Origin of the sequence: Cyclobacterium xiamenense, from assembly GCF_009467825.1 — a bacterium.
In the GTDB taxonomy this organism is placed as follows: Bacteria; Bacteroidota; Bacteroidia; order Cytophagales; family Cyclobacteriaceae; genus Cyclobacterium; species Cyclobacterium xiamenense.
The window spans coordinates 180,682-205,859 of sequence record NZ_WIOK01000007.1; the positions used below are offsets into that span (position 1 = coordinate 180,682).

The window sequence follows — 25,178 nt, forward strand, 5'->3', positions numbered from 1 at the left end:
TCGGTACGTATAAAATGAACCATTTATATGAAATTCAACGCAAGAATTAAAGTAATACTGGGGTTCTTTCTGGCAATCTGCCTGATCGTAGGGGCCGGTGTACTAACCATTTACAGCGTCAAGCAACTGTTGGAATCGGTAGAATCCCTGGCCGAACCCAATGAGAAGCTGCGCAACCTCAATAAATTACTGGCAGATATCTACCAATTGGATAAGTCCAGAAGTGTTTTCTCTCAAAGTGAAAACGACTCCTCGGAGAATGTGAATTACTACCAGCAAATCCAGCAGGAGATTCAAGGACTGGAAGCGATGGTGGCCGACTCGGCCGAACTGAACCAGGTGAAGCGAATCAATTACAGCGTCAACGAACTGATGGTGGTCTACAAGGGCTTGGAAGAAGTCAAAAAAAGCTTATACAACCGGAATTTCAGCAAGGAGGCCCTCAACAATATCGAACGGAAAATAAAGCGGAAGGAAGAACTAAGCCGCCTGCAAAGTTTGGGAAAAATTCGGATTGGAATCAATTCCGGGCCTGTTTCGGAAAGTAAACCCAGCGAGGAAAAATCCGACAAAGCCAACAGAGAACAAGTGTCAAATGGGTTACTTGCTGCCGGAGGCAAGCAGGACATGGAAAAAATCCTGGGTATGCTTCGCTTGAATTTGAACCGGGTCAACCCGGAAAATGCGCAGCCCCTCTCCGGATCCGACTCCATCATCTACGCCGTCCGGCAGATGGTACTCGACATCAATAATGAAGAGCAATTTCTCCGATCCAGACTACGTGAACTCGAACAGGAACTCAACGAAAAAAACCGGTCGTTGATCATTAATATTCAGCACATCGTTGCATCGCTGCAGGATGAAGCCCTGCTCCAGTCCAAAGCCGAAAACGAATCGGCCTATGCGCTCACGTATAAGCTTTCGTTTCTTTTAGGGCTACTTATAGTTGTTGGTGTGATCGGTTCTTCCGGTTTTATTTTCAGTATTGTTCGGGAGATAAAAAAATCGGAAACCTACCAGGAGAAATTGGCAGAAGCTAAGCAAAGGTCGGATAATCTTGCCAGGACCAAGCAAGATTTCCTGGCCAGTATGAGTCACGAAATCCGCAATCCCCTACACGTGATTCAGGGGTACAACGACGCCTTGTCCAAGACGCCATTGGATTCCGATCAGCAGGAATTTGTGAAAATGATTCACTTTGCCTCAGGAACCCTCTTGGGTATCGTCAACGATATCCTGGATTTCTCCAAGCTTGAAGCCGGAAAGATCAAAATCGAAAAAGGGATCATCGATCCCTTGCCTTTCTTCAAAAACCAGCATTCGTTTTTCCGGCAAAAGGCGCTGGAGAAAGGAATTGCCCTGGATTTTTCCATCTTGCTTCCCAGAGGCACCTTTTTTCTTGGAGATGAGCTACGAATCAATCAAGTCCTCACGAACTTACTTTCCAACGCCATTAAATTTACCGATTCCGGAAAGGTACTGCTTCGGGTCTATTTTGAGAAAAAGAACAGTCGCCTCGTGTTGCAGGTATGCGATACCGGAACCGGCATGTCGCAGCACTTGCAGCAAAACCTGTTCAAAGAGTTTAGTCAGGGTGATGGAAGTATTTCCCGAAAGTACGGGGGAACCGGGTTGGGGCTCGCCATTGTGAAGCGACTCGTTGATCTGCAGGAAGGGAAAATCGATGTTATCAGTAAACCGGGAACGGGAAGCCAATTTATCGTTTCTTTGCCGACCACCCTACTTGATAAAAAGGAGGAAATCGAGATTCCCCGGGTTCAACTGGACCGGATGGAGGGCCTGCGTATCCTGCTGGTCGATGACGATGAGATGGGGTTGAAATTTGCCAGCTTGCTGCTGCGAAATAGCGGAGCGGAGGTGATCGCCTATACCGGGGGATTGGAGTTTGAAGAAAATTTTGTAGAAGCGGATTTTGACCTGGCCCTTCTGGACATCCAAATGCCCGAAGTGGACGGCTATCAGGTGCTCGGCAGGATCAAGGGTATTCCGAAGTATCGTAACATGCCGGTTCTTGCGATGACGGCTAATGTGTTTGCCAGGGAGAGAGAAAGCCTGGTAAAGGAAGGCTTCGAAGGGGTTTTGTTGAAACCATTCAACGAGTCGCAGCTGATTGAAAAAATCACCGCTTGTCTGCGGCAAACCCAGGCCCCCAGGCAAAAAGAAGTGGTACAGGTGGAAGCAGGGCCTGCTGCTCCAAACCCGTATCGAATCGAAGGAACCGAGGAAAAGGGAGGTTACGATCTCTCGGACATCAAAAAGTTCTGCATGGGGGACGAGGATTTGTTTAAAGATATCCTGGAAGGGTTTTATACCCAGACTGGATTGGATTTGATTCGGATCAACAAGGCGGTGGACGAAGGCGATTACGAGAAAATTCAGGCCATCGCGCACCAGCTATCCAGCAGGCTTGGGCAGCTAAAGATCAAGGAAAGAAGCATTGCGAAGGCCATCGAATCCGAGTTAAAAATCGGAAAGACAGAGAAGATTCAGGAGCTGGTCTGGGAGTTAACAGAAAAAATCAACGACTTGCTGGAAGACCTGGCGGAGCGATTTGGCTACGCCCTTGCGGATTAATCCAACCCGTATTTCTCCAATTTATTGTACAGGGTTTTTCGATCCATATTGAGCATTTTTGCCGTCTTTGACTTATTAAATTTCATTTCCTCCAGCGTTTTGAGGATCAGGGACTTTTCCTGTTCTTCGAAGGAGAACTTCAAGTCGGTGGCCGAATGGATGTCTTTGGTGGGGAGGTCTTCCCGGTCCAATAATTCGGAAGGAATCACCTCTTTTTGTACCTCTCCTTCACCCGTAAGCAAGACGGCCCTTCGAATGATGTTTTTGAGTTCCCGGAGATTACCTGGCCAGTGGTATTCCCCAAATATTTTTTCCACTTCCGGACTGAATCCAGTCACGTTACGCTCCAGGCTCTCGTTGCTTTTTTCCAGAAAAAGCCTGGCAAAAAACGGAAGGTCTTCCCTTCTTTCGCGAAGCGGCTGCGCTGTAATGCTGAATTCATTAAGCCGGTGAAAGAGGTCCTCCCGGAATTGCCCCGATTTGGCCAGTTCCTGTAGGTCTTCGTTGGTTGCTGCGATGATGCGTACATCGACTGAGATGTCTCTATTACCGCCGATTTTGCGTATTTGGCGTTCCTGTATTGCGCGAAGTAGTTTGATTTGAATTTCGTAGCTTAGGTTTCCAATCTCATCCAAAAAAATCGTGCCCCCGTTTGCGTTCTCGAAATGTCCGGTCTTGTGATCAATGGCCCCGGTAAAGGCACCTTTTACGTGACCGAACAATTCACTTCCTGCTAGTTCCCGGGAAAGGGCACCACAATCCACCGCCACAAAAGGGCCCTTGGCTCGTTTCGATTTCTGGTGGATTCGTTTGGAAATGTACTCTTTTCCGGTGCCACTTTCGCCCAGCACGATGATGCTCAAATCGGTGGGCGCGACCAACTCGATGTGTTTCTCGATTTGTAAGGCGCCGCTACTGTTCCCAATCTGATAGCTTAGGTCCACGGCGTCGGTCCGGGCAGGCGCAGGTCTATTCGGTGAAACCGGGTCAGGCCGTTTGGTTTCCTTTTTTAATGCTTGTCTTACCGTAAGCAGTAGCTCATCCGGGTTGATGGGTTTGGTGATGTACTCAAACGCCCCCATTTTCATCGATTTTACCGCGGTGCGGATGTCCGAATAGTTGGTGATCAGTATGACCGGTGTGTCTGGGTAATTACCTATTACCTGATCCAGTACCTCCATTCCGGTGCCATCCGGAAGCCGGTAATCGGTGATGATCAGATCGGCCTTGTTTTTTTCGAATGCTTGTAAGCCCTCCGCCACTTTCGTGCAGCTGTTTATTTCATAGCCGTTTTTCTCCAAAAAATTTTTGATAATTTTTGAATAGGTGAGGTCATCTTCGATCAAAAGGATTTTTGCCATGGGTAGTCAGCCAAATATGGATAAATATAAAGGAAAAGCACCGACTTCGCAATCAGTGCTTTCTGGTAATCGTTGGCTTAGCTGTATTTCGTGTCAATTACTGATTGATGATCATTCCGTCTTTGTTGTACACTACCATGATATTGAAGTTATCACTGTCCAGAAACCATACGTCGTAGTAGTTATCGTTTTTCTGAGATATTTTTCGTACGGCCGTAATTTTGAGGTCGTTGATAAGGCTGTCGGTCTGAATCACATTTTTTACGGAGGCCGGCAGATCTTCTGCAGCGATGGTCAGCGTATCCGCTTTACTGGCTAAGTATACGGATTCCATGCCTTTTTGGTTGCTGGTAGGTCTGTTCGTTTTCAGCAAGCCGCTGAGCAGAACCAAGATAACCACCACCGGTACCGACAGTAGGCCAATCCGAAAAATTACTTGCTGCTTCATGGTTTATTTTTTCTTAGGAATGGGTATGCAGGAATTGTGCCATTTTCTATTTCACCCCCTCCGAAGCGGGTAGGGTATACAGCTGTGTAATAACTACCCATGTTGATGCAGTCCTGTACCCGTTGTGCCTACAGAAATCTTTTGTATCTTTGTCCCAGTTTAAATAAATGTTAACTCTTCGCTTGCAGATCCCCGGATGCGTGAATCCGGGGGTTTTATTTCAATGAGGGAATTTTTAAAATGAAATTGAACCTGGATTCCCTAACAAAAGAAAAGGCAACCTGAAATCCGGGTATTTTTCGTCGAAGGGAGGGAATCCCGGCCGTTTTGTTTCATAATAATTCTGCTTGGACTAGCGTTAACGAATTTGCATGTAGGCAATGGGCACAAAAGCACAGGCACCGATAGGGATTTTTGATAGTGGCATCGGGGGGTTGACCGTAGCCCGGGAGGTGAAAAAGATCCTTCCCGACGAACAACTCATTTACTTTGGCGACACCGCCCACTTGCCCTACGGAGACAAAAGTACGGCTGCCATTCAAGCCTACTCCGTAAAGATCGCGGACGTGCTGTTGCAGCAAAACTGTAAATTGATCCTTATTGCCTGCAATTCGGCTTCTGCAGCCGCCTACGAACTGGTCAAAGCCTACGTGGCGTCAAAAGCACACGTGGTGAACGTGATCGATCCGGTCGTGGACTACCTCCGGGAAAACCATGCAGGACAGAAAGTGGGGCTTATTGGTACCAAACAAACCGTAGGTTCGGGGGTATACCTGCAAAAAATCAACGCCCTGAATGCCGGCATACAACTCAAATCCCTGGCAACTCCCTTGCTGGCACCCATGATCGAAGAAGGCTTTCACCTGGAAAAAATTAGCAAAGAAATTGTCGCCTCCTACCTTTCTCAGGAGGTCCTGGCGGATATCGAAGCCCTGGTTTTGGGTTGCACCCATTACCCGTTGATCAAGAAGCAAATCCGGGAATATTATGACGGAAAGGTAGACCTGATCGATGCATCGGAAACGGTCGCAAAATCGGTGGCGGCTTTTCTGGGCTACCATCAGCTCCTGGCAAAATCCCAATCCGGCTCCGATGACCGGTTTTTGGTGTCCGATTACACGGTGTCCTTTGAGGAGACGACCAAACTATTCTTTGGCAAACAAATCCGATTGCAAAAATATCCGCTATGGGAGTAGTTTTTTCCCGAAAAATTGCGTTTTTCACCTTGGCGATACGCGTGCTATTTTTATATTTTTTTAATTAAGTTTGGTAGCATTCGGAATTTTATTCCTAAAAAAAGGATTAACTTTGTTCTTTCATTCACGCCGCCAGTAGACTATGAGTGACCAGATCAAACACGAATGTGGGATTGCCCTGATCCGGCTAAGGAAACCGTTACAGTATTACATTGACAAATACAAAACGCCCTTTTATGCAGCCAATCGGCTGTATGTGCTGATGCAAAAGCAGATCAATAGGGGCCAGGACGGTGCAGGAATCGCCAATATAAAGATCAATACCCCCCCCGGTACCCGGTATATTAGCAGGTACCGTTCGGTGGAATCCGAAGCGGTCACCAAAATTTTTCAGAAAATAAATAAAAAATACAAAAAGTCGAAGAAAGCCGGCAGCGAGGAAGATCTGATGGATGCCTCCTGGATCAAGGAGCACACCGCTTTTTCGGGGGAAGTCTGGCTGGGCCACCTCCGGTACGGAACCCACGGCCAAAACAGCATCGAAACCTGCCACCCGTTTTTGAAACAAAACAACTGGCGCAGCCGAAACCTGGTGATGGCGGGAAATTTTAACATGACCAACGTGGAGGAGCTCTTTGACAACCTGGTCAAACTTGGGCAGCACCCCAAAGAAAAGACCGACACGGTCACGGTGATGGAAAAAATCGGCCATTTTTTGGACGAGGAAAACCAGCGCATTTTTGACAAATACAAAGGGCAGTTCACCAACCGGGAGATTACGGAGGTGATCGAACAGGAATTGGACGTCGCCAGGATCCTTCGCAGAAGCTGCCGGGATTTTGACGGGGGCTATGCCATGGCTGGTTTGGTTGGAAATGGGGCGGGATTTGTTGTCCGGGACCCGAGTGGCATTCGCCCTGCCTATTACTATGCGGACGAAGAGATTATCGTCGTGGCTTCCGAAAAACCCCCCATAAAAACCGCTTTTAACATCGATTACCAGCAAATCAAGGAAATTCAGCCCGGTAACGCCCTAATTTTTGCCAAGGACGGATCCTATGCGGAGCACGAAATTATCCCGCCTCGCGAAAAAAAGAGCTGCAGTTTTGAGCGGATCTATTTTTCCAGGGGGACGGATCCCGATATCTACCGGGAGCGTAAAAATCTGGGACGGGCGCTTGTCCCCCAAATTCTCAAAGCCATCGATTTTGATTTGAAGAACACGGTTTTCTCCTACATACCCAATACGGCGGAAACGGCCTACTACGGCATGATCGAGGGGCTGGAAGACTACCTAAGTGCCAAACGAAGGGAAATTCTGATCGAGGGAAAACCCCATCTGGAAGACCTGGAGGACCTGCTGAATTTCCGGCCCCGGGTGGAAAAGTTGGTCAGCAAGGACGTGAAGTTGAGAACCTTTATTACCAATGATTCCGACCGGGACGTGATGGTGTCCAATGTGTACGATACGACCTACGAGGTGATTCGCTCCGGGGTCGATACCATTGTGGTGATAGACGACAGCATTGTCAGGGGCACCACGCTCGAAAAAAGCATTCTGACTACCCTGGACAAACTGAAACCCAAACGGATCATTATCGTTTCTTCCGCTCCTCAAATCCGGTTTCCGGACTGTTACGGCATCGACATGTCCCGAATGCGGGATTTTGTCGCTTTCCGGGCGGTAGTGGAGCTACTCCGCCAACGGGACATGGAGTATGTGTTGGATCAGGTGTACGATCAATGCATCGCCAATCCGGACGCCGAGGAGAATTTTGTCAAAGCCATCTACGAACCCTTTTCCGACCAGGAGATCTCCGATAAAATTGCTGAAATCATCACCTCCGAGAGCATCGAGGCCGAGGTTCACGTGATTTACCAGACCGTGCAAAACCTGCACCTCTCCTGTCCTGCTCACCGGGGCGATTGGTACTTCACCGGAGATTTTCCCACAGAAGGCGGCATGCGCGTGGTGAACAAGGCCTTTGTCAACTACATGGAAGGCAAAGTGATCCGGGCCTATTAATCATAAAAACACAGCGAATGATAAACGTAGCGTTACTAAAGCAAATCTGTGAGTTGCCGGGGGCACCCGGATTTGAGAAAAGAATCCGCGATTTCATTCTATCCGAAGTAAGGGGCCTGGTGGATGACCTGACGATCGATAATCTGGGCAACGTGATCGCGGTCAAGAAAGGCAAGCGGAACCCCGAAAAAAAGCGGGTGATGGTGGCGGCCCACATGGACGAAATCGGTTTTATCGTCACCCATATCGACGAAAATGGCTTTTTGCGGTTTCACCCCCTGGGTGGCTTTGATCCCAAGACATTGACCGCTCAGCGGGTGCTTATTCACGGTAAAAAAGACCTGATCGGGGTAATGGGAAGCAAGCCCATTCACGTGATGACCTCCGAAGAAAAAACCAAACTGCCCAAGCTTACCGACTATTTCATCGACCTGGGTATGGACAAGGCCGAGGTAGAAAAATGGGTACAGGTAGGCGATCCCATTACCCGGGAGCGGGAATTGGTGGAAATGGGTAATTGCGTGAATTGCAAATCCATTGATAACCGAATCGCTGTTTTTATCCTACTGGAGACACTCCGGGAATTGGAGTCGCCCGCTTATGACGTGTACGCCACCTTTACCGTGCAGGAAGAGGTGGGACTGCGGGGAGCGCAGGTATCCGCCCACCACATCAATCCGGATTTTGGGATTGCACTGGATACCACCATCGCTTTTGATCTGCCCGGAGCGGCGGCACACGAGAAAATCACCGAACTGGGCAAGGGAACTGCCATCAAAATCATGGATTCTTCCGCCATTTGTGACTACCGGATGGTGCAATTTATGAAAGAAACGGCCAGCAAGAACAACATCCCCTTTCAAACCGAAATACTGACGGCGGGCGGTACCGATACAGCCGGTGTGCAGCGAATGGGAAAGCAGGGAGCCATTGCAGGTGCGATCTCTATCCCCACCCGACACCTGCATCAGGTGATCGAAATGGCCAATAAAGCAGACGTGGCCGGAAGCATCCGGCTGCTACGCGCCTGCCTGGAAGAAATGGATGGCTTTGACTGGAAGCCCTAGGAGCGGTGTCTTAAAATCAGGTTTTTACCCGCTTTTTGGCTGCTTTTCGGTACAGGTACTTTTTTAATTCCTCGTAGCCAAGGTGTTCCTGATTGCTCAGGGAGAAGGAGTATTTGTCGGAAAAAACCAGGATTAGTTGCTTGAAGGTGCGCTGATTGGCGGTTACTTCTTCTTCCTGCCAGGCAAGCAGTTCCTGTATGGGATAGGTTCTTCGTTGTCCTTTGAGCGGCATCCAAAGGACAATTTGCTCCTTTCCGGCTGCCAAAAACTTGTATCCCGCCATCATCTTTACCAGGATCAATAGCAGCACGACGGTCAGTAAACTGCTTCCGATCAGGTAAAAAAGCAGCGGAAATTCCCGGCTTCGGTAGAAATCGTTCAGCAAAAAAGCCAGCCCGGCCGTTAACGCCAGAACAATCAGGCTTAGAATCAGGTAGGTGCTTTTTTTGGGTTTACAGTGAATCATCTTCCTGCCGCAGTTGGTTCAGTTTGTCCTTTGAAAAAACAATCAATTCCTCAAAAAATTGTTTGAAACTTCCCTCAAAAAAGGCGTAGTGGGCCCGGAGAAATGCGGGGGCACGTTCCATGTTGGAAGGAAAGGTCGTCCGGTACGAAAGCCCGGTGAACGAACGTTGTATCCCTTCCATGGTGCCGTAGGCCGCCAGCCAATTTTCCCGTTTCATGTAGGTAAATGGTGCCAGAAATTTTTGGGGCAGGATCGCTTCGTTCGCTTCAATTACCTCGTATACCCAGCTGGTAAATACCTGGATGCTCCGTTCGTCGTAGTCGTTCCAGTTTCGCGACAAGAAATGATCAAAAAACATGTCGGTGATGACCAGTGAATACCTGCCGAAATTCGGTTTGAGCAGCTCCTGGGTTTTTTTCACCAGGGGGTGGCTGTCTGTAAATGCGTCGATCTCCCGGTGGAGTAAAATTCCCGTCACGATTTCCGCTGCAAACTGCTCCTCCAGGTTTCCCCTGACAAAATCCCCGATAAAATTCCCCACCAACACCTTAGGATCATTGAAGGATAAATATGCATGCGCAAGAAAATTCACCTGATCTTCAACTATTTTTTACTGGTTAATAGAATGATTTTCTTAATCTTTGCCTGTCAAAAAAGGAAAAATTGAAATGGCAAATATAAGGGAAGAATTAGCATATACTACTAAACTTTTGCAGCTGGAGCGGCAGGAAGACCGGGATCAATTCCGAAACCTTACCTACCGAAAGTCGCTCAAAGAAAAGGTAGCCTCCGGAATGTGTTGGTATCCAGTGGATTTACTCAAAGTCAGGTGGGCTTTTTCGGATCAGCTCGTCGTAGAGATCAGCACTGCAGAAATTTCCCAATCCCACGCATTTCAGTCTGGCAAATCCATCAGCTTTTTTTCCAATGCCGGAGAAAACGACAGTCGGAAGAAATTTGTGAACGGGGTGGTCAACGGCGTAAAGCGAAACAAGATGACCCTGAGCCTTCACACCGAACAGTTGCCGGACTGGATACACGAGGGAAAACTTGGCGCGGAACTCCTTTTTGACGAATCTTCCTACAAAGCCATGGAACAAGCCATGGAGCAGGTAATTCGGGTAGCCGATGGCCGTCTTGCCCGCCTTCGGGATGTACTGCTTGGTGAGGAGGTGCCGGTCTTTTCCGATGGTTCCGTTCCGGAAGACTCCGGTCTCAACGAAAGCCAAAACAAGGCATTGGCGCTCATTCAGAAGGCCCGGGACCTCGCCGTTGTACACGGGCCTCCGGGAACGGGCAAGACGACCACCTTGGTAAGGGCCGTCTTACAGGCGTCCCGCACGCATGCCCGGGTAATGGTCTGTGCGCCCAGCAATGCTGCAGTGGACGTGCTGGTGGAAAAGCTCGTCGCCGAGGACCTGCAGGTGCTTCGCCTTGGGCACCCTTCCAGGGTCGACGAAAACCTGATCCTGCAAACGCTGGATGCAAAAATTCTCAGCCATCCTTCCTACAAAATCTATAAAAACCTGAAAAAATCCGGGGAGGCTTTGAAACGATCGGCACAAAAATTCAAGCGGAATTTTGGTGCAGCCGAACGGGAGAAGCGAAACCAACACATGGAAGAAGCCCGGAGGTGTTTTGGAGAGGCGCGGCAGCTGCACGACTACATGCAGCAGGACCTCCTGGCCTCCAGTCAGGTAATCGCCTGCACCCTGGTAGGGGCTGCGTCATCCTTGCTCAAAGGGAAAACCTTTCCGATTGTGTTTATGGACGAGGCTGCACAGGCGCTGGAACCTGCCGCCTGGATTCCCCTTTTAATCGCCGATAAGCTGGTGATGGCCGGCGATCACTGCCAGCTTCCCCCGACCATCAAATCCCTAAAAGCGGCCGAAGGTCTGCGGCATACCCTTTTTGAGAAGGCCATTGCCAGGCATCCCCAGGCCTCCCACATGCTTACCATTCAATACCGAATGCCAGCAGGCATCATGGCTTTTCCAAATGCGGTCTTCTACGGAAAGGCTTTGCAGGCAGCTCCCAATACGCTTTCGCATTACCTGCGCCCGGAAGAACCGGTGATGGAATTTATCGATACGGCGGGCAGTGGTTTTACAGAATTTCAGGATCGGGAAACCCTCAGCACCGGCAACAAGGAAGAGGCACAGATGCTTCTGACCTTGCTAACCAATCTGATGCGAAAAATCGGTTGGAAGGCCAATGCTGAGCGGGATTGGGAAATCGGGCTGATTGCCCCGTACAGCGCGCAGGTGCGGTTGCTTCGGCAGTATTTGGACGAAGATCCCGAATGGATGTTTTTGAAACAAAAGCGAGACGCCATTTCCATTCAGACCGTAGACGGCTTTCAGGGTCAGGAAAAGGATATCGTGCTGATCAGCCTTACCCGCTCCAATCCCCAGGGAGAGATTGGCTTCTTAAGCGATACCCGAAGGATGAACGTGGCACTCACCCGGGCAAAGCGCAAGCTCATTGTGTTGGGGGATAGTGCCACCATAGGCACCCATCCGTTTTACCAGGCATTCCTGGATCACGTGCAGGCAAACGACTGCTACCACAGTGTGTACGAGTATTGGGATGGGGGCCAGTGAGTCCCGGTCTCAGGCCTGTTCGGAAGCCCGAAAGCGCGCATCCAGGTAAGAAAGCACTTCCCCAAATTGGGCGGCGGCGGCCAAAATGGATTCAGGGGCTTTTTTACCGGTTAATTTGCTCAGCAACAATCCGTAGAGCGTATGGATAAAAATCTGAATTTCGTGACCGGGATTTTCTTCGGTAAGGTCCGCAAGCAGGGAGAGTAGGTGAGGCTGAGCTTTGCGGTAGAGGGCCAGGTAGTCCGGGTCCCGTTTGAGTAATTTCCAGTGAAAGTTTGCCAGCCGATCCACCAGGACCTGCACCTCGGGTAGGTGGCCTTTTTCTTCAATTCCGGCCCGTTTCATCCCATCGGCCAGTTCGGCCAGCCAGGCTTTGCTTTCGGTCCGGTCTTGCGGGCTTACGTTCTTGTGCGTCAATACATACTGCTCCAGGTCTTCCCTGTTGAATCCATAGGCGCGGATAAGGTCTTCCATGCGGTACAGGTACAGGATGTATTCGATCAGGTGCTCGTTTTTCTTTTTTTCGGCAATCGATTTCATGTGTTTATAATTGTTTTTGAGTAGCCACATAGCCTGTCCCGATCCTGAATCGGGAGAATCTTGCATGCTTTATAATCATCCCACTGGGTGACGTTCTCGTCATGCTCGATTTCATGGCTTAGGGGTAGATCGTCTGCCGTAGGTCCAGCAGCTCTGAGGTAAAAAATGCATCCCAACGCTTTTGCGCGTCGGCATTTCGGGGTTTGGTGGTTTGGGCATCGTATTGAGAGTCCAGCCTTTTCCAGTCTTTGAAGTTTTCCCGGATGATGCCGTTCAGCTGGGCTTTGTATTGGTCGGGATCAAATGCCCGGCCGTTTACATCCCGGACAATGCGGTACCCAATGATCTGGGCGATGGCGAAATGACCGTTTTCGTGGTGCAATACCTGTTTTTTGGTGGCCTCATCCGAGCGGCTCAGAAAATCCCGGCTCACCTGAGACAGGTCCTTTTGCAGCTGGATTTTGGCATTGATTTCCAGCTGTATGTGGTCGGGGTAGGTATGGACCTTCAGGATCTCCACCTCGCAGGTGCTGAGGCAAATGGCATTGATGCTGCTTTTGTCCCGGATGACATCCACCTGTTTAAAATCCTCCCAGGTAAGGGTTCGGTTGGGAGAGACCGTCACCTTTCCTCGTTTGGGCAGGTCTTTGGGAATCGACCCCGAAAGCAGGCTGCCACAAAAAAACAGGGTGGCTGCCACACAGAGAAAAGCATATCTATTCATTAAATCCCGGTATTTCTTCGCATCGTTTGTGATTTCTCGGCCCTGCTTTCAATGGATTGGGGACCAGAAATCCGATTGGATACTGGTCTTTTTACCGAGCGGCGTTCCACCAGCTTTCAAATATCTGCGATTCTGCAAACAAATCCAACCTGCGAGATGCTGGTACCGCCGATCACTCGGCTAATCGGGGATAATCCAGTACGAGCGAAAAAGATTCACCACAGGATACGCATAGTAACTCGGATAAAAAGTAAGAAAAACGGGTCAATTTTGGAGGCTAAAAAAATCTGTGAAAATCTATGCGAATCCGTGGTGAAAAAAAGGATGCACCACAGATTACTCAGATTAACAAAGATTAAAAAATGGGTGGAGAATGCTACTGAGTGAGGTCAATCCTGGTACCTAAAAAATCCGTGAAAATCTGTGCGAATCCGTGGTGATAAAATAAGGTGCACCACAGATTACTCAGATTAACACAGATAAAAAACGCCACTGGGTGAAGTATGCCACTTCACCCTGCTATTTTTGGTATCAAAAACAGATAATATCCGCCAAAAAGCCATTTGAAATGGCTAAATTTAAACGTTTCCATGAATGATTTTCCTAAAGTTCTGTCCATGGATCCGGCATTGCAAATGCCTTGCTGGCGTTAATAAAGGAATAAAAGGGATGTAGATGCAATCTACACCCAGTCGAGCGAAACGAGGAAAAACGGCAGCCGCTACCGGCAAAAATCCGGGGGGTACAAATCGGAAAGGTAATCGTTCGTATTCTATTTCTTCAAATGGTAATCATCACCTAAAACCGCCCATCTACCGGAATCAAGCGGAAACAAAAAATACACTAAATACACTTTTTTTTATATCTTGTATCATGGCAAAACGCTACCACAACATACACGATATATTCGTCAGGGAGTCATTCTCCGATTCGGAAAGAGCTGTGGCATTCTTTGAGCGCTTCTTGCCAAATACATTGGTGAAACAATTTAATTTAGAATCCCTTACTGTACTTAAAGAAACCTATATCAATGAAATCTTAAAAGAGCACTTTTAGGATCTGGTATTCGAAGTTTCCCTCAAATCCGATAATACGATCAAAACCGATGTCGTTCTGCTCTTCGAACACAAATCATCATCGGACCGAAATGTGCTGTTTCAGATAGGGTATTATTTGTTTTCGCACTGGAAAAAATGTCTTTCAGAAAATAAAGAACTAAAACCCATCATTCCGATAATTTACTTTCAAGGCAAGAAAAACTGGAAAGTCGGAAATCTTTCAGACCTGTTCAAAAACTACCCAAAGGAGGTAAAAGACTTCTTGCCGAGGCTCAATCATATCTTCATAGACCTGAAAACGATCCGCAAAGATCAGCTAATGGATATGCGAAGCACTATGATGAAGGCTGCCATACTCGCACAGCAGTGGCGCATCAATCCGACAAAACTGAAGGAAGATTTCGAACGCATCTTCCGGCTGCTACCGTTAGAGGGTACAAACAGGAACTTTTTGGAGATGGTCGTTGTATATGCTTTAAATGTTTCCGAAATTACTGAAGCCCAACTGGGCGAAACTATAAAATCAATTCCCGAACCTTTAAAAGAGAAAATTATGACAACCTATACCATGCTTATCGAAAAAGGAGAAAAATTAGGAATTGAAAAAGGGAAACTCGAGGAAAAAAGCGAGGTTATTCTTAGCCTCTTTGACGAAGGATTCGAAACGCCAAAAATAGCCAAAATAGTAAAATTGCAGGAAGAGGAAGTAGTGAAAATCCTAAAGGATAAGGAAAAGTTAAAATGAGCATTAGGTTTTTCTATCTCAAACTAAAGGAACTTCGGAGTCCTTATCTTGATGTAATGACTGACTTATAATTCCGCCACTGGGTGAAGTATGCCACTTCACCCTGCTATTTTTGGTATCACAATCAGATAAGATCCGTCAAAAAGCCATTTGCAATGGCTAAACGTACACTTTTCCAGGAATGATTTCCCTAAAGCTCTTGCCATGAAGCCGGCATTGCAAATGCCTTGCCGGCGTTAATAAAAGAATAATAGGGATGTAGATGCAATCTACACCCAGTCGAAGGATCAATCCTGACACCTAAAAAATCCGTGAAAATCTGTGCGAATCCGTGGTGAAAAAAAGGATGCACCACAGATTACTCAGATTAACACAGATTAAAGAATGGGTGGAAAATGCCGCCACTGGGTGAAGTATGCCACTTCACCCTGCTATTTTTGGTATCACAATCAGATAAGATCCGTCAAAAAGCCATTTGCAATGGCTAAACGTACACTTTTCCAGGAATGATTTCCCTAAAGCTCTTACCATGAAGCCGGCATTGCAAATGCCTCACTGGCGTTAATAAAGGAATAAAAGGGATGTAGATGCAATCTACACCCAGTCGAGAGCCAAAAAAATCTGTGAAAATCTGTGCGAATCCGTGGTAAAAAGACTTCGAAAATAAGCACAAACTTCGTCTCCCCCTAAAAATACAATACATGCTTAAAAAACGATTGTTTTTAATTTTTTTTATGTTTTTCCGAAAATATATTTGCAACTAATGGTTTTTTTTTTGCAGCTTAGCCTCCATAAAATATTTAGTTTACAAAAACCTAAAAAATTATGGAAAGATTATTTAAAAATTCCAGAAAATTATTGGCTTCTTTTGGAGTGGTGGCTTTTTTGATGGTAGCCGGCTGGCAGTTTGGTGTCGGTGCAACGGGTGCTGTGTTCTCGGAGTCGGAACTGGCATTGGAAAATGCGGTGGCGGGGAGTGATACTATTTGCCAGTTTATTGACAAAAAAAATATGACATTTAAAAAAGGATGTAAACCTGCTCCAGGGTGGGTTTGTCACCCATGCTAGATGATTATTATAGAACTGTCTTAAAAAGGCAGTTCTATATTTTTATAATTATAATTATAATATGAACAAGTATATTTCAATATTTTTAATTATTCTTTTAATTAGCTGTCAAACCAATAACGACGGAAATTCGAGATCGCTTAATTCAAAAAACTCAGAAATGGTGGTGAATATTAATATTAATAATATTGCCAAACCATTGAAATTTTCAAAAATATTTGACTCTCTTTATTATGTACCTATAGAAATACCTAAGAATATTCCCGAAATTGCTGAAATATATAAAATCAAAGTTTTTGATAAAAAAATTGGGATTCTTGATGATTTTAATGCTGCACTTCATATAGTTGATTATTCAGGGAATTTAATCAATGCATTCTATGCTGATGGAAGTGAAGGTAAAGGTACATTTCAGGATTTGGAAGATTTTGAGATTTTGGGGGATACATTATTTTTATATCAAAGAAGTACTCAGGTAATTCATAAGTATAATATCTATAGCAAAATTTATTATGGAAATTTACCAGTTAATTTGTTATTAATTGAATTGAATTTTTTTCAAGACAAATTTTTTGTTTATGCTGATGAAGATCGTTTTGGACTTTCAGATCAGAGATCTAACAAACTACAAATTTTTAACAAAAGTTTTGATCATTTAATTTATTCCTCAATCCCGTATGTTCCTGGTAGAGATGAATTTGATACTCCTCAAAGGTTTTATAAATACGCTGACAGGATTTATTTTTCGGACATATTCAATGATACAATTTATTCTTTTAAGGGAGATGATATCTTAGCGGAATATGTTATAAATTGGGGTTCCTACCATATTCCCAAACAGCTTCTATTTACTAATGATCAAGAAACTATAGCAGGAAAATTTTTTGAACAGAAATATAGGGGATTTAAACATTTTTTGATGGCTACTGAAGATTGGTTGTCCTTTTGGTATCGACAAGGATTGGATCAGAATTTTTTTTTCTATGATAAAAATTCCGAAAAAGAATTTAACATTTCTTCCTTTGTTGATGACAAAAATGGAGGTACACTTCCATTTCCCATGACGTTTGATTTTAAGAATGACTTGTTTATATCCGTAATCCCAAAAGAATACATAGAGTATGAACAAAAAGAATTTGACGTTAAGTCTAACTTAGGAGATGTATTTAGTGAAGAAAATTTAAATTACTTGCTTTTCTATCAGATTAAAAATTAAATCATGAAATTATTGTATTATTTAACGCTATTTTTTCTTGGATTTTCGAGTGCTTATTCTCAATCGATCAAAATTAAACTGGTTGACGATACTACAAATGAAGCTTTACCTAATCGTAAGATTTCGTTTTTTCCAAGTAAAGAATTTTTAATAACCAATTCCGAAGGTATAGTAGGATTTAATCCAGACAGTATAGTTACTGATGAAATTTTAATTTCAGGGTTTGCTATTGATGACACACTTATTTCTATTGATAAAATAAGTAATTTAGGTGAAATAAAGATAAAGGTTAATGATATATTACTAGAAACTTTTGAGGTGAAAACTAAAAGATTGGAAACATTATTAGTTGGAGATTCAAGCTACTTAGTGAAAGAAGAGAAAAGAGCAAGAAAATTAGGGTCTTTTAGTGATTCGGGTGAAATGTATTTAAATGATATGAGGTATGGTTCATTTGTAAAAACTCCTAAAAGAGAAGAAATATTCATTTCTAAATTATTTTTTCATGTAGGATCTTCATTTATAAAAGACAGTATTTTGATTGATATAAGAATATTGGGTAATAAAGAAATGCTTCGAATTAAACCAATGAAAGTCTATACCCTTGATAAATTTATGGATTTGGCACCCAAAGCAATGTTATTTGAAGTTAATCAGATTGGGTGGAACGAAGTAGTATTTGAACCACCCATATCTATTCCTGATTACTTGGATTCTATATTTATATTACTTGATCAATGGGAAGAATCTAATTCATTCACCATTTCAAAACAGAATTTCTCGAAGTCTGGGATAAAATCAATTTTCTTTAGCCACCCAAACAGGGTGTGGGTGGCAGATCTTCCTGATAACAGTTTTGCTGCGTTCATGGTAGAGTTTTTGGTTGATTAGATACTTTAAAAAATCGTATATTGTGGACCGAGAACTCTAGCCCAAACTGCTGCAATTCTTATCGAAGGAGAACATATTTAATCTCCTAGTTTGTTATAAAAGTTGTTAACAAACAATGAATAGCTTCATTCATGCTGCTTCACAATTTTTGTGTCTGGTTAAGAAACACAGGAAACATGTTAGAAATATTTGGTGTTTATTTTTATTCTAGCCTGTACGTCTGAAATACCCTGTATCTACGAACACGGATACTAAACATCTCCGGCTGATCAAAGGGAAACTCCCCCCGGGTAAATTCCCGGTATTCCTGCCCGGACCGGAAATTAAACAAGGTCACGAAAAATTGCGCCTCCTCGATGCGGTCTACAAATACCAGCCTTTCAGCTTCTTTTTTGGGAAAGTTCATCGTATTGATCTTGCCGATAAAATCCCGGCTGTAGATCCGGAGTTTCCTTTCCGGATAGTTTTCCAAAAGCCGCATCAGCCCCTGCCGGTAGGATACCCCGTAGTAATCCCGCTCAAAGTTGCGTTCCACATCGCCTGCCAAAGCGTTGAAGTAGACGCTCTGATGGGGATGGTAGCGGACTATTACGTAGACGGTATGTACCAGGTCTATTGCCAGGAGCAGGAGTAATCCGGCCAGCAACAAACGGACGGAGCGCAACCGCTTTTTTTTCCGGTACCAAACCCAAAATATATGCATCCCCCATACACCGGCATAGACCAGAAAAGGGTACACAAAATACAGGTGCCTCCAGCCATTGTAAAGCACAGAGCCCAAAACGATCACCGACCCCAATGGGATCGCCAGTGCGCCCATTGCGACCAGGTCAATTCCCGCAGTCCGGTTTTTTAGCCACCTCCATTTCCCCTTCAGGTTCCGTTTTACCATCCCTGTTATACCCAATGCCATCAACACCAAAAAGGAAAGCGGCGTGGTAACACCTATCCATACCGGAATGTAATGCCAGGGCAGGTCAGTAGATCGCACCAGCTCCCCCATGTACAGCATCTCCCCATACCAGCGGAAACGTTTCATGCTGTTGAAGGAGTGCAGAAAGCTTCCTACCGGATCCTCCCACAATACCGGCCATAGCAGGAAAGTGAACAGCAGCAGAAAAATCAGGTAACTTGCCGTGCGTTTCAGAAAAGCGAACAGGTAGCCTTTTTCATTCCTAAGGACCAATAAATGCAAACTCAGGTAGCCCAGGCTTATCAGGGGCCATACCACTCCTACTACCCTGCTGCCTATGGCCAGCCCACAGGCAAGGCCGTGGAGCACAGGACCGTAGCGGTCCCGCCGGTCTACAAAGCGGATATGGGTGTAAAAGGCAAACACAAACCAGCAGAGCAGGGGAATGTCCTTGGGATTGTACATGCTGTCCCCAAAGATGCGGGGGCTGAGGATGAACATCAAAACCCCCGCCATCGCAAGGGCGACGGACCCAAACCTGCGGTACAGGAGCCGGTAAAAAACCACACAGGCAGCCCAGAACAACAGAAACACCATCAGGTGGCGGAGCCGGAATACGTCCCGGCTATTGTCTATACCCAGGGCAAGCTCCAGGCCGTAAGCCAGGGTCTGAAATAGCATCCCATAATCCCGGTGGTCATAGGTAGGCAGGTGCGCCCCGGTCTGGTTGGGCACATCCGGAAATAAGCCTGAGAGGTCCCTGATATATTCAAATGCCACCATGCCATGCCTGCGTTGTATGGGTTCGTCCATGCTGATGCCGTAGTCGGCTATCAGCCAGGTGCCCAGCAGCAGGTAGGCAATAAAAAACAACCTGAGCCAATCATTCATCGGCAATTACGGGAGAAGGTCCGCTCTCCGGCAGGGGCAGCAGTGAGAGTGCAAGGCCGGCCAGGGAAGAGACTGCCAGGGTGGTAAAAAACAAGAAGGTGAAAGCAATGGCAAGACGCTCTTCTATAAGCAGGTACTGATAGCCGTAAAGGAAAACGAGCTCCCTGGCGCCCACGCCACCCAGGGTAAAAGGCAGTACCGCTACCACGGAGGATACCATAAACAAAATCAGGTAGTCCAGATATCCTACTTCAACACCAATCGCCAGCAGAATAAAGAAAGCACAAAGCAACTGCCCCAACTGTACCCAAAAGGAAAGGTGAAGGGTAGGCAATATCACGGTAAACAGCTCCGGAAAAAACCGGCGGTTGACAATCCAGAACAGGGGCAGGGTAAGCAGCAGCCCGGAGAAGCTGAGCGGTCCGATATAGGGCATGTCCATCAGCCGGCTGCTGAACAAAACCAGGCCAAAGGTAAGCAGCACCAATAAGGCCAGACCGCTCAGTCGGTCCATGAGGGTGGCCAGCAGCAGCTTTTTGGTGCCTCCGAGGCCCTGCTGACGCAGCAGGTAGACTTTGTAAGCATCTCCACCCACGCTGCCGGGAAGAAAGAGATTGTAAAACATCCCGATATAATAGAGCAGCAGGTTGTATTTTTGGGAAATCTTCACCCCAATGGCGGAATAGTAATGGTTTAACCGAAAAGCGGACAAAACTTTGGAAAGATTAAAGGCCAGAAAAGCCAGGAGCAAATAAAAAGGATCGGCTGAAAAAATGGCGTCAAAAATCGCATCCGGATCTACGATACGGAAAACAAAAAAAAGTGCCGTGGCTGAGAGTACAAATTTCAGCAGCCACTTGGCAATATCCTTCTTTTTGAGTTTATTCATGCACTAACTAAACAATAAATATGATAAAATCCAATAGCCTGGCTGTATTATTTGTTTATTTTCTGATCCTATGTTGCCCGGGCTGTGGAGATAACCGCCTGTCCTATGCCCATTTTACCGGCGGATTTTCTGAATTGATCCCACTGGAAAGCCGGCATATCGTTTTACTTTATAACGAAGGAGATTATGCTACAGACAGCCTGGCTGCAATGCTACAGACCTATGACCGGGCCTATGCACTGGCGGCTGCGCTCATGGGCAGGGAACCGGCACCCGCTGCCTTTAATACGGAGAAATTGCCGCTGGCCATAGTTCCACTAACCTGTGGCCCGGGCTGCGGCAGGATCGGTCAGAAAGGCATGGAGATCACCGAAGAAAAATTTGAGCGGGTCTACAGGGAATTTGTAACCAGGGGCCGGCATGACCACCTTTTTTTCTATGAACTGGGGAGGAATTTTTGGTTTTTTGATTCACCATCCGAAAACCCGGGTCTGTCGGATATTCGTACGGGATTTGCGGTATTTTTCAGGGACCTGCTGCTTCGTGAGCTGGAGATAGAGACCGCACCGATAAATGGGGATCCTTACGCAGCCTATATGCGCAAAAAACGAGAAAAATGGGAAGCCTTCCGGGCCGGGGCTGCTGACCGGGACTGGGAGGAAATACAGGGGACGATGCAGCGGCATTTTCCGCACGGACCACTTTTCTGGTCCTCGCTGTGGGAAGAGGCCTTTCACAGGCGGGAAGATCTGATACAGGAAGCCCTACAACAAGGAAAGCACCATCCCATGAAGGATCAGGCTTCCTGGTGGCAGTTTCTAAACAGTGGGTAGGAAGGGGACAAGTAACAGTCCTTAAGAAAAAAGGTGCACCACAGATTACGCGGATTAACACAGATTAAAGAATGGGTGAAGAATGTTACCGCCACTGGGTGAAGTATGCCACTTCACCCTGATATCTTCGGGATTACAAACAATTTAGACCCGCCAAAAAGCCATTTGAATTGGCTAAACATGAACGCTTACGGAAACGATTTTTAAACAGTCTGTCCAAGGGACCCGGCATTGCAACTGCCTCGCTGGCGTAAATTAGATACTATAAGGGATGTAGTTACAAACCCAGCTCAGGCGTAAAAGAGAAAAAATCTGTGAGAATCTGTGGTGAAAAAAACCTTCAGATTAAGCATAATCCGCACTACCCCCTAAAAATACAATACATGCTAAAAAAAAGATTGTTTTTTATTTCTTTTATATTTTTTTAAAAAAATAGTTGCCACGAATAGTTTTTTTTTGCATCTTGTCTCCTGTAAGACAGTTAGTTAAATTAAACCTAAAAAATTATGAAAAGACTATTAAAGAATTCCAGGATATTATTGGCCTCACTAGGAGTGGTGGCTTTTTTGATGGTAGCCGGTTGGCAATTTGGCATCGGTGATTCGGAGGCAGCGTTTTCGGAGACGGAAGTGGCTTTGGAGAATTCCTTTGGGGGGAGTGGAACATTCAAGGATTTAGAAGTTGGTAGAAGGCCAGATGGAAGCCAGTGCTTTCGTTGTGTTGATCATGAATGGCGTGGTTGTGAAGAGCCTTTGAATGCATGTTAATTATTAAAATAAAAAGGCAACCAAATTCTTGGTTGCCTTGATTTAACGCCCAAATATCATGAGAAATACTCATTTGTATTTATTCTTGTTCGCTATTGTTTTTATTGCTTGTAATGATCGTAATAGAGACGTAAGGATTTTTATTGATTTAGAAACATCGAAATCTGGAAGTTACTCTGACCTTTTTTCAGGATTAGATTATATTCTATTGTCCAATACGGAAGATCAGTTTTTGATATCTCCTTCAAAGATTGTTTTTAGTAAAGAAAGAATTTACGTATCAGATATTGATCAAAATATTCTTTTTATTTATGATAAGAAAGGCAATGTTATTGAGACATTGGATTCGGAAGGAGAGGGTCCATTTGAATTTAAAACCATTGATGATTTTCAAATTTATAAAGATACGTTGATAATTAAAGATGGTTTTCTAAAAAAATGGATCAAATTTAACTTAGATGGAAAGGTAATTAGCGAGGAGAAAAATATATTTTTAAGAGGAAAATTTTTTAAACAAGAGTCGTTTACTCAATATTATTTAAATAACGACTCAGATCTAGTTGGAGATAGGGTAATCAGGATAGGAAATGATGGATCCGTATCAGGATTTATTCCGATTCCTGAGAATTTAGAAAAGAGGTTGTATCAAAATCATGTTGGTTTTTTAAAGATTAGAGACTCTGAAAGATTTTTGTTTAACCTTCCGTTTACATATGAAATTGCTTTTTTTAATTCAAACGGGTTTCTAGATCAGCTTAAGCAATATGATTTTGGAAAGTATAATTTTAAAAATGATTTGCGGTTTTCATTTTCTAACTTGGTTGAAGAATTTGAGTATCTAGCCGAGAATAGACTCGTATATGAAATTGGAAATTATCTTCCAGTTTCTAAAAATTTATTTTTAATGTATGTGAAACAAGAAAATGGAGGTGGCCATTTTATTCTAATGGATGAAAAAGATACTATCATTTATCAGGGAAGAAATTTAGAAAATAACATAGATGGTCTTCCCTTAGATCTAATGCCTTGGACTGTTAATGATAGCAGTGTGGTTTTTCGTACGAATTCAAATTTTATCTATGACAATTACAAAAAAAAATTTAAATTAGATAAAAATTTGATTGGGGTAAAAGAAAGTAATCTTCATGAGCTCGTTTATGATAATCAAGATATTATGGAAAATGATAATCATGTATTAATTTTAGCTAAGTTTAAGGAATAATTGAACAAGGCGCAGAGACCGGTGAAGTATGCCACCACGTCACCCTGCTATCTTTGGGATCACAAACAGATAAAACCCGCCAAAAAGCCATTTGTAATGGCTAAACGCATACTTTTCCAGGAATGATTTTTTAAACGGTCAGTCCTTAGGACCCGGCATTGCAAATTCCTTGCTGGCGTAAATTAAATTATAAAAGTGATGCAGATGCAATCTACACCCAGTCGAAGGATCAACCCTGTCACCTAAAAAATCCGTGAAAATCTGTGCGAATCTGTGGTTAAAAAAAAGGGTTGCACCACAGATTACTCAGATTAACACAGATTAAAGAATGGGTGGAGAATGCTACTGAGTGAGGTCAATCCTGGCACCAGAAAGAATCCGTGAAAATCGGTATGAATCCGTGGTGAAAAAAAGGTGCACCACAGATTACTCAGATTATCACAGATTAAAGCAGGGGTGGCGGTACTATCTTCGGAGTCATAAACAATTAGGAACCACCCAAAAGCCATTAGCAATGGCTAAACGCACTCGCTTTCAGAAATGATTTTTCTAACGTTCTGTCCATGGACCCGGCATTGCAAATGCCTCACTGGCGTAAATAAAAGGATAAAAGGGATGTAGATGCAATCTACACCCAGCTCGAGACAAAAAAATGGGTCAATCCTGACACTTAAAAAATCTGTGCGAATCCGTGGTAAAAAGGCTTCACAAATAAAGCACAAACTCCGTCTCCCCCTAAAAATACAATACATGCTTAAAAAAAGATTGTTTTTAATTATTTTTATATTTTTTCATAAAAATACTTGCAACTAATGTTTTTTTTTGCAGCTTAGCCTCCATAAAATATTTATGTTTACAAAAACCTAAAAAATTATGGAAAGATTATTTAAAAATTCCAAAAGACTAATGGCCTCACTGGGAGTGGTAGCTTTTTTGATGGTGGCCGGCTGGCAGGTAGGTGTCGGTAGTGCGGAGGCGGTGTTTTCGGAAACAGAAGTGGCTTTGGAGAATGCGGTGGCAGGAAGCGGTGCTTGTGATCCACCTTCTTCATGGAAAATTAAATGGGAAAGCTGTAATGGGACTCTTCAAATCAGGTGTAGAACCACAGGAGATCCCTGCTGCTATGCAAATTGGCAAGAACCTTGTTAAAATTCTTTTCAATCCGGGAGATTTTCTCCCGGAATATTTTAATAATTATGAGAGTAACAATGAGCATTTTTTGTGGGTTGGTATTAATACTTGCTTGCAATCCAAAAAATGAATCGGCCATAAAAGAGGCTAATGAAATGAGGGTTATTTCTAATCTTCAGGTTCGAGAATCATTAAACTTTTCCGAAATAGGTAATCAGTTGAATATCATTAAGTTGGATAATGAAATAATTCTCGGAAAAATCGATCGAATAGTTTTTGCATTTGACCACTTTTATATTCTTGATAAAGATTTTGCATCTGGAATATTTAAATATAACAAGAAGGGTGAATTAAAAAGTAAGATCTTGTTTGATTTTGATCAAAAATTTGATTTTAATTCGATTGAATAAGGCGTTTGTTAAATGGTTGGAATAAGGCTATATTGTCGTTAAACGCTGATTTTATGGAAAAGAAGTATAAGAGTCTGTCTATATTCGAATTTAAAGACCGATTTCCCGATAATAGAGC

General features: G+C 44.6%; 21 protein-coding genes and 1 pseudogene. 14 read left to right on the forward strand and 8 right to left on the reverse strand.

Annotated elements, in window-relative coordinates; all coding sequences use genetic code 11:
- Positions 1–27: 27 nt before the first annotated feature.
- The gene (locus tag GCU44_RS07450) at positions 28–2,595 is read left to right on the forward strand and encodes a hybrid sensor histidine kinase/response regulator (RefSeq protein WP_154855619.1); all 2,568 of its coding nucleotides are present in this window, start codon (positions 28–30) and stop codon (positions 2,593–2,595) included.
- Here GCU44_RS07450 and GCU44_RS07455 read toward each other — a convergent pair.
- Both GCU44_RS07455 and GCU44_RS07460 read right to left on the reverse strand, forming a co-directional pair.
- Entirely contained in the window at positions 2,592–3,956 is a 1,365-nt protein-coding gene (locus tag GCU44_RS07455) for a sigma-54-dependent transcriptional regulator (RefSeq protein WP_154855621.1), read from the reverse strand. The two genes, GCU44_RS07450 and GCU44_RS07455, sit on opposite strands and share 4 nt — an antisense overlap.
- 97 nt (positions 3,957–4,053) lie before the next feature.
- The gene (locus GCU44_RS07460) at positions 4,054–4,404 is read right to left on the reverse strand and encodes a hypothetical protein (protein WP_154855623.1); all 351 of its coding nucleotides are present in this window, start codon (positions 4,402–4,404) and stop codon (positions 4,054–4,056) included.
- A 380-nt stretch (positions 4,405–4,784) separates the two neighbouring features.
- On the opposite strand from GCU44_RS07460, the gene murI reads away from it, so the two are divergent.
- The 3 genes from murI to GCU44_RS07475 all read left to right on the forward strand — a co-directional run bounded on the left by murI (position 4,785) and on the right by GCU44_RS07475 (position 8,693).
- Complete coding sequence (murI, locus tag GCU44_RS07465) at positions 4,785–5,600, forward strand: glutamate racemase (protein WP_154855625.1); 816 nt, start codon at positions 4,785–4,787, stop codon at positions 5,598–5,600.
- Between the two features lie 142 nt (positions 5,601–5,742).
- Entirely contained in the window at positions 5,743–7,626 is a 1,884-nt protein-coding gene (locus GCU44_RS07470; RefSeq protein ID WP_154855627.1) for an amidophosphoribosyltransferase, read from the forward strand.
- Between the two features lie 17 nt (positions 7,627–7,643).
- Complete coding sequence (locus GCU44_RS07475; RefSeq protein ID WP_154855629.1) at positions 7,644–8,693, forward strand: M42 family metallopeptidase; 1,050 nt, start codon at positions 7,644–7,646, stop codon at positions 8,691–8,693.
- A 16-nt stretch (positions 8,694–8,709) separates the two neighbouring features.
- Here GCU44_RS07475 and GCU44_RS07480 read toward each other — a convergent pair whose 3' ends face one another.
- Together GCU44_RS07480 and GCU44_RS07485 are read right to left on the reverse strand one after the other, a co-directional pair.
- The gene (locus GCU44_RS07480) at positions 8,710–9,159 is read right to left on the reverse strand and encodes a hypothetical protein (RefSeq protein WP_154855631.1); all 450 of its coding nucleotides are present in this window, start codon (positions 9,157–9,159) and stop codon (positions 8,710–8,712) included.
- The gene (locus GCU44_RS07485; protein WP_154855633.1) at positions 9,146–9,751 is read right to left on the reverse strand and encodes an acyl carrier protein phosphodiesterase; all 606 of its coding nucleotides are present in this window, start codon (positions 9,749–9,751) and stop codon (positions 9,146–9,148) included. Before GCU44_RS07485 ends, GCU44_RS07480 begins: the two co-directional genes overlap by 14 nt.
- 76 nt (positions 9,752–9,827) lie before the next feature.
- Here GCU44_RS07485 and GCU44_RS07490 point away from each other — a divergent pair, with 76 nt between their 5' ends.
- The gene (locus tag GCU44_RS07490) at positions 9,828–11,762 is read left to right on the forward strand and encodes an AAA domain-containing protein (protein WP_154855635.1); all 1,935 of its coding nucleotides are present in this window, start codon (positions 9,828–9,830) and stop codon (positions 11,760–11,762) included.
- A 9-nt stretch (positions 11,763–11,771) separates the two neighbouring features.
- On the opposite strand, the gene GCU44_RS07495 is transcribed toward GCU44_RS07490, so the two are convergent.
- Positions 11,772–12,302: a DUF4924 family protein gene (locus GCU44_RS07495; RefSeq protein WP_154855637.1), complete on the reverse strand. Its 531-nt coding sequence runs from the start codon at positions 12,300–12,302 to the stop codon at positions 11,772–11,774.
- A gap of 118 nt (positions 12,303–12,420) precedes the next feature.
- The gene (locus tag GCU44_RS07500) at positions 12,421–13,026 is read right to left on the reverse strand and encodes a DUF922 domain-containing protein (protein ID WP_241684869.1); all 606 of its coding nucleotides are present in this window, start codon (positions 13,024–13,026) and stop codon (positions 12,421–12,423) included.
- 873 nt (positions 13,027–13,899) lie between these two features.
- Between GCU44_RS07500 and GCU44_RS07510 the strand changes: the two are divergent.
- The 4 genes and pseudogenes from GCU44_RS07510 to GCU44_RS07525 all read left to right on the forward strand — a co-directional run bounded on the left by GCU44_RS07510 (position 13,900) and on the right by GCU44_RS07525 (position 18,004).
- Positions 13,900–14,829 (forward strand): annotated as a pseudogene (locus tag GCU44_RS07510) (Rpn family recombination-promoting nuclease/putative transposase).
- An 825-nt stretch (positions 14,830–15,654) separates the two neighbouring features.
- Positions 15,655–15,897 (forward strand): hypothetical protein, encoded by a 243-nt coding sequence (locus GCU44_RS07515; RefSeq protein ID WP_154855643.1) that lies wholly within the window; start codon positions 15,655–15,657, stop codon positions 15,895–15,897.
- Positions 15,898–15,958: 61 nt separating this feature from the next.
- Positions 15,959–17,113, forward strand: a complete 1,155-nt coding sequence (locus GCU44_RS07520; protein WP_154855645.1) for a 6-bladed beta-propeller — start codon at positions 15,959–15,961, stop codon at positions 17,111–17,113.
- A 3-nt stretch (positions 17,114–17,116) separates the two neighbouring features.
- The gene (locus tag GCU44_RS07525) at positions 17,117–18,004 is read left to right on the forward strand and encodes a hypothetical protein (protein WP_154855647.1); all 888 of its coding nucleotides are present in this window, start codon (positions 17,117–17,119) and stop codon (positions 18,002–18,004) included.
- Positions 18,005–18,206: 202 nt separating this feature from the next.
- Here the strand turns inward: GCU44_RS07525 and GCU44_RS07530 are convergent, their stop codons facing one another.
- Entirely contained in the window at positions 18,207–19,808 is a 1,602-nt protein-coding gene (locus tag GCU44_RS07530) for an ArnT family glycosyltransferase (protein WP_154855649.1), read from the reverse strand.
- Complete coding sequence (locus GCU44_RS07535) at positions 19,801–20,697, reverse strand: lysylphosphatidylglycerol synthase transmembrane domain-containing protein (RefSeq protein ID WP_154855652.1); 897 nt, start codon at positions 20,695–20,697, stop codon at positions 19,801–19,803. Before GCU44_RS07535 ends, GCU44_RS07530 begins: the two co-directional genes overlap by 8 nt.
- A 20-nt stretch (positions 20,698–20,717) precedes the next feature.
- On the opposite strand from GCU44_RS07535, the gene GCU44_RS07540 reads away from it, so the two are divergent.
- The 5 genes from GCU44_RS07540 (at position 20,718) to GCU44_RS07560 (ending at position 25,060) form a co-directional block, all read left to right on the forward strand.
- Positions 20,718–21,530, forward strand: coding sequence for a hypothetical protein (locus GCU44_RS07540; RefSeq protein ID WP_154855653.1), 813 nt, complete (start codon positions 20,718–20,720; stop codon positions 21,528–21,530).
- Between the two features lie 506 nt (positions 21,531–22,036).
- Complete coding sequence (locus tag GCU44_RS07545; RefSeq protein WP_154855655.1) at positions 22,037–22,297, forward strand: hypothetical protein; 261 nt, start codon at positions 22,037–22,039, stop codon at positions 22,295–22,297.
- A gap of 58 nt (positions 22,298–22,355) precedes the next feature.
- Positions 22,356–23,519: a 6-bladed beta-propeller gene (locus GCU44_RS07550; protein ID WP_154855656.1), complete on the forward strand. Its 1,164-nt coding sequence runs from the start codon at positions 22,356–22,358 to the stop codon at positions 23,517–23,519.
- A gap of 873 nt (positions 23,520–24,392) precedes the next feature.
- A complete protein-coding gene (locus GCU44_RS07555; protein ID WP_154855658.1) occupies positions 24,393–24,668 on the forward strand; it encodes a hypothetical protein in 276 nt (91 codons plus the stop codon).
- A 47-nt stretch (positions 24,669–24,715) separates the two neighbouring features.
- On the forward strand, positions 24,716–25,060 hold the full coding sequence (locus GCU44_RS07560) for a hypothetical protein (RefSeq protein WP_154855661.1): 345 nt from the start codon (positions 24,716–24,718) through the stop codon (positions 25,058–25,060).
- The last annotated feature ends 118 nt before the right edge of the window (positions 25,061–25,178 follow it).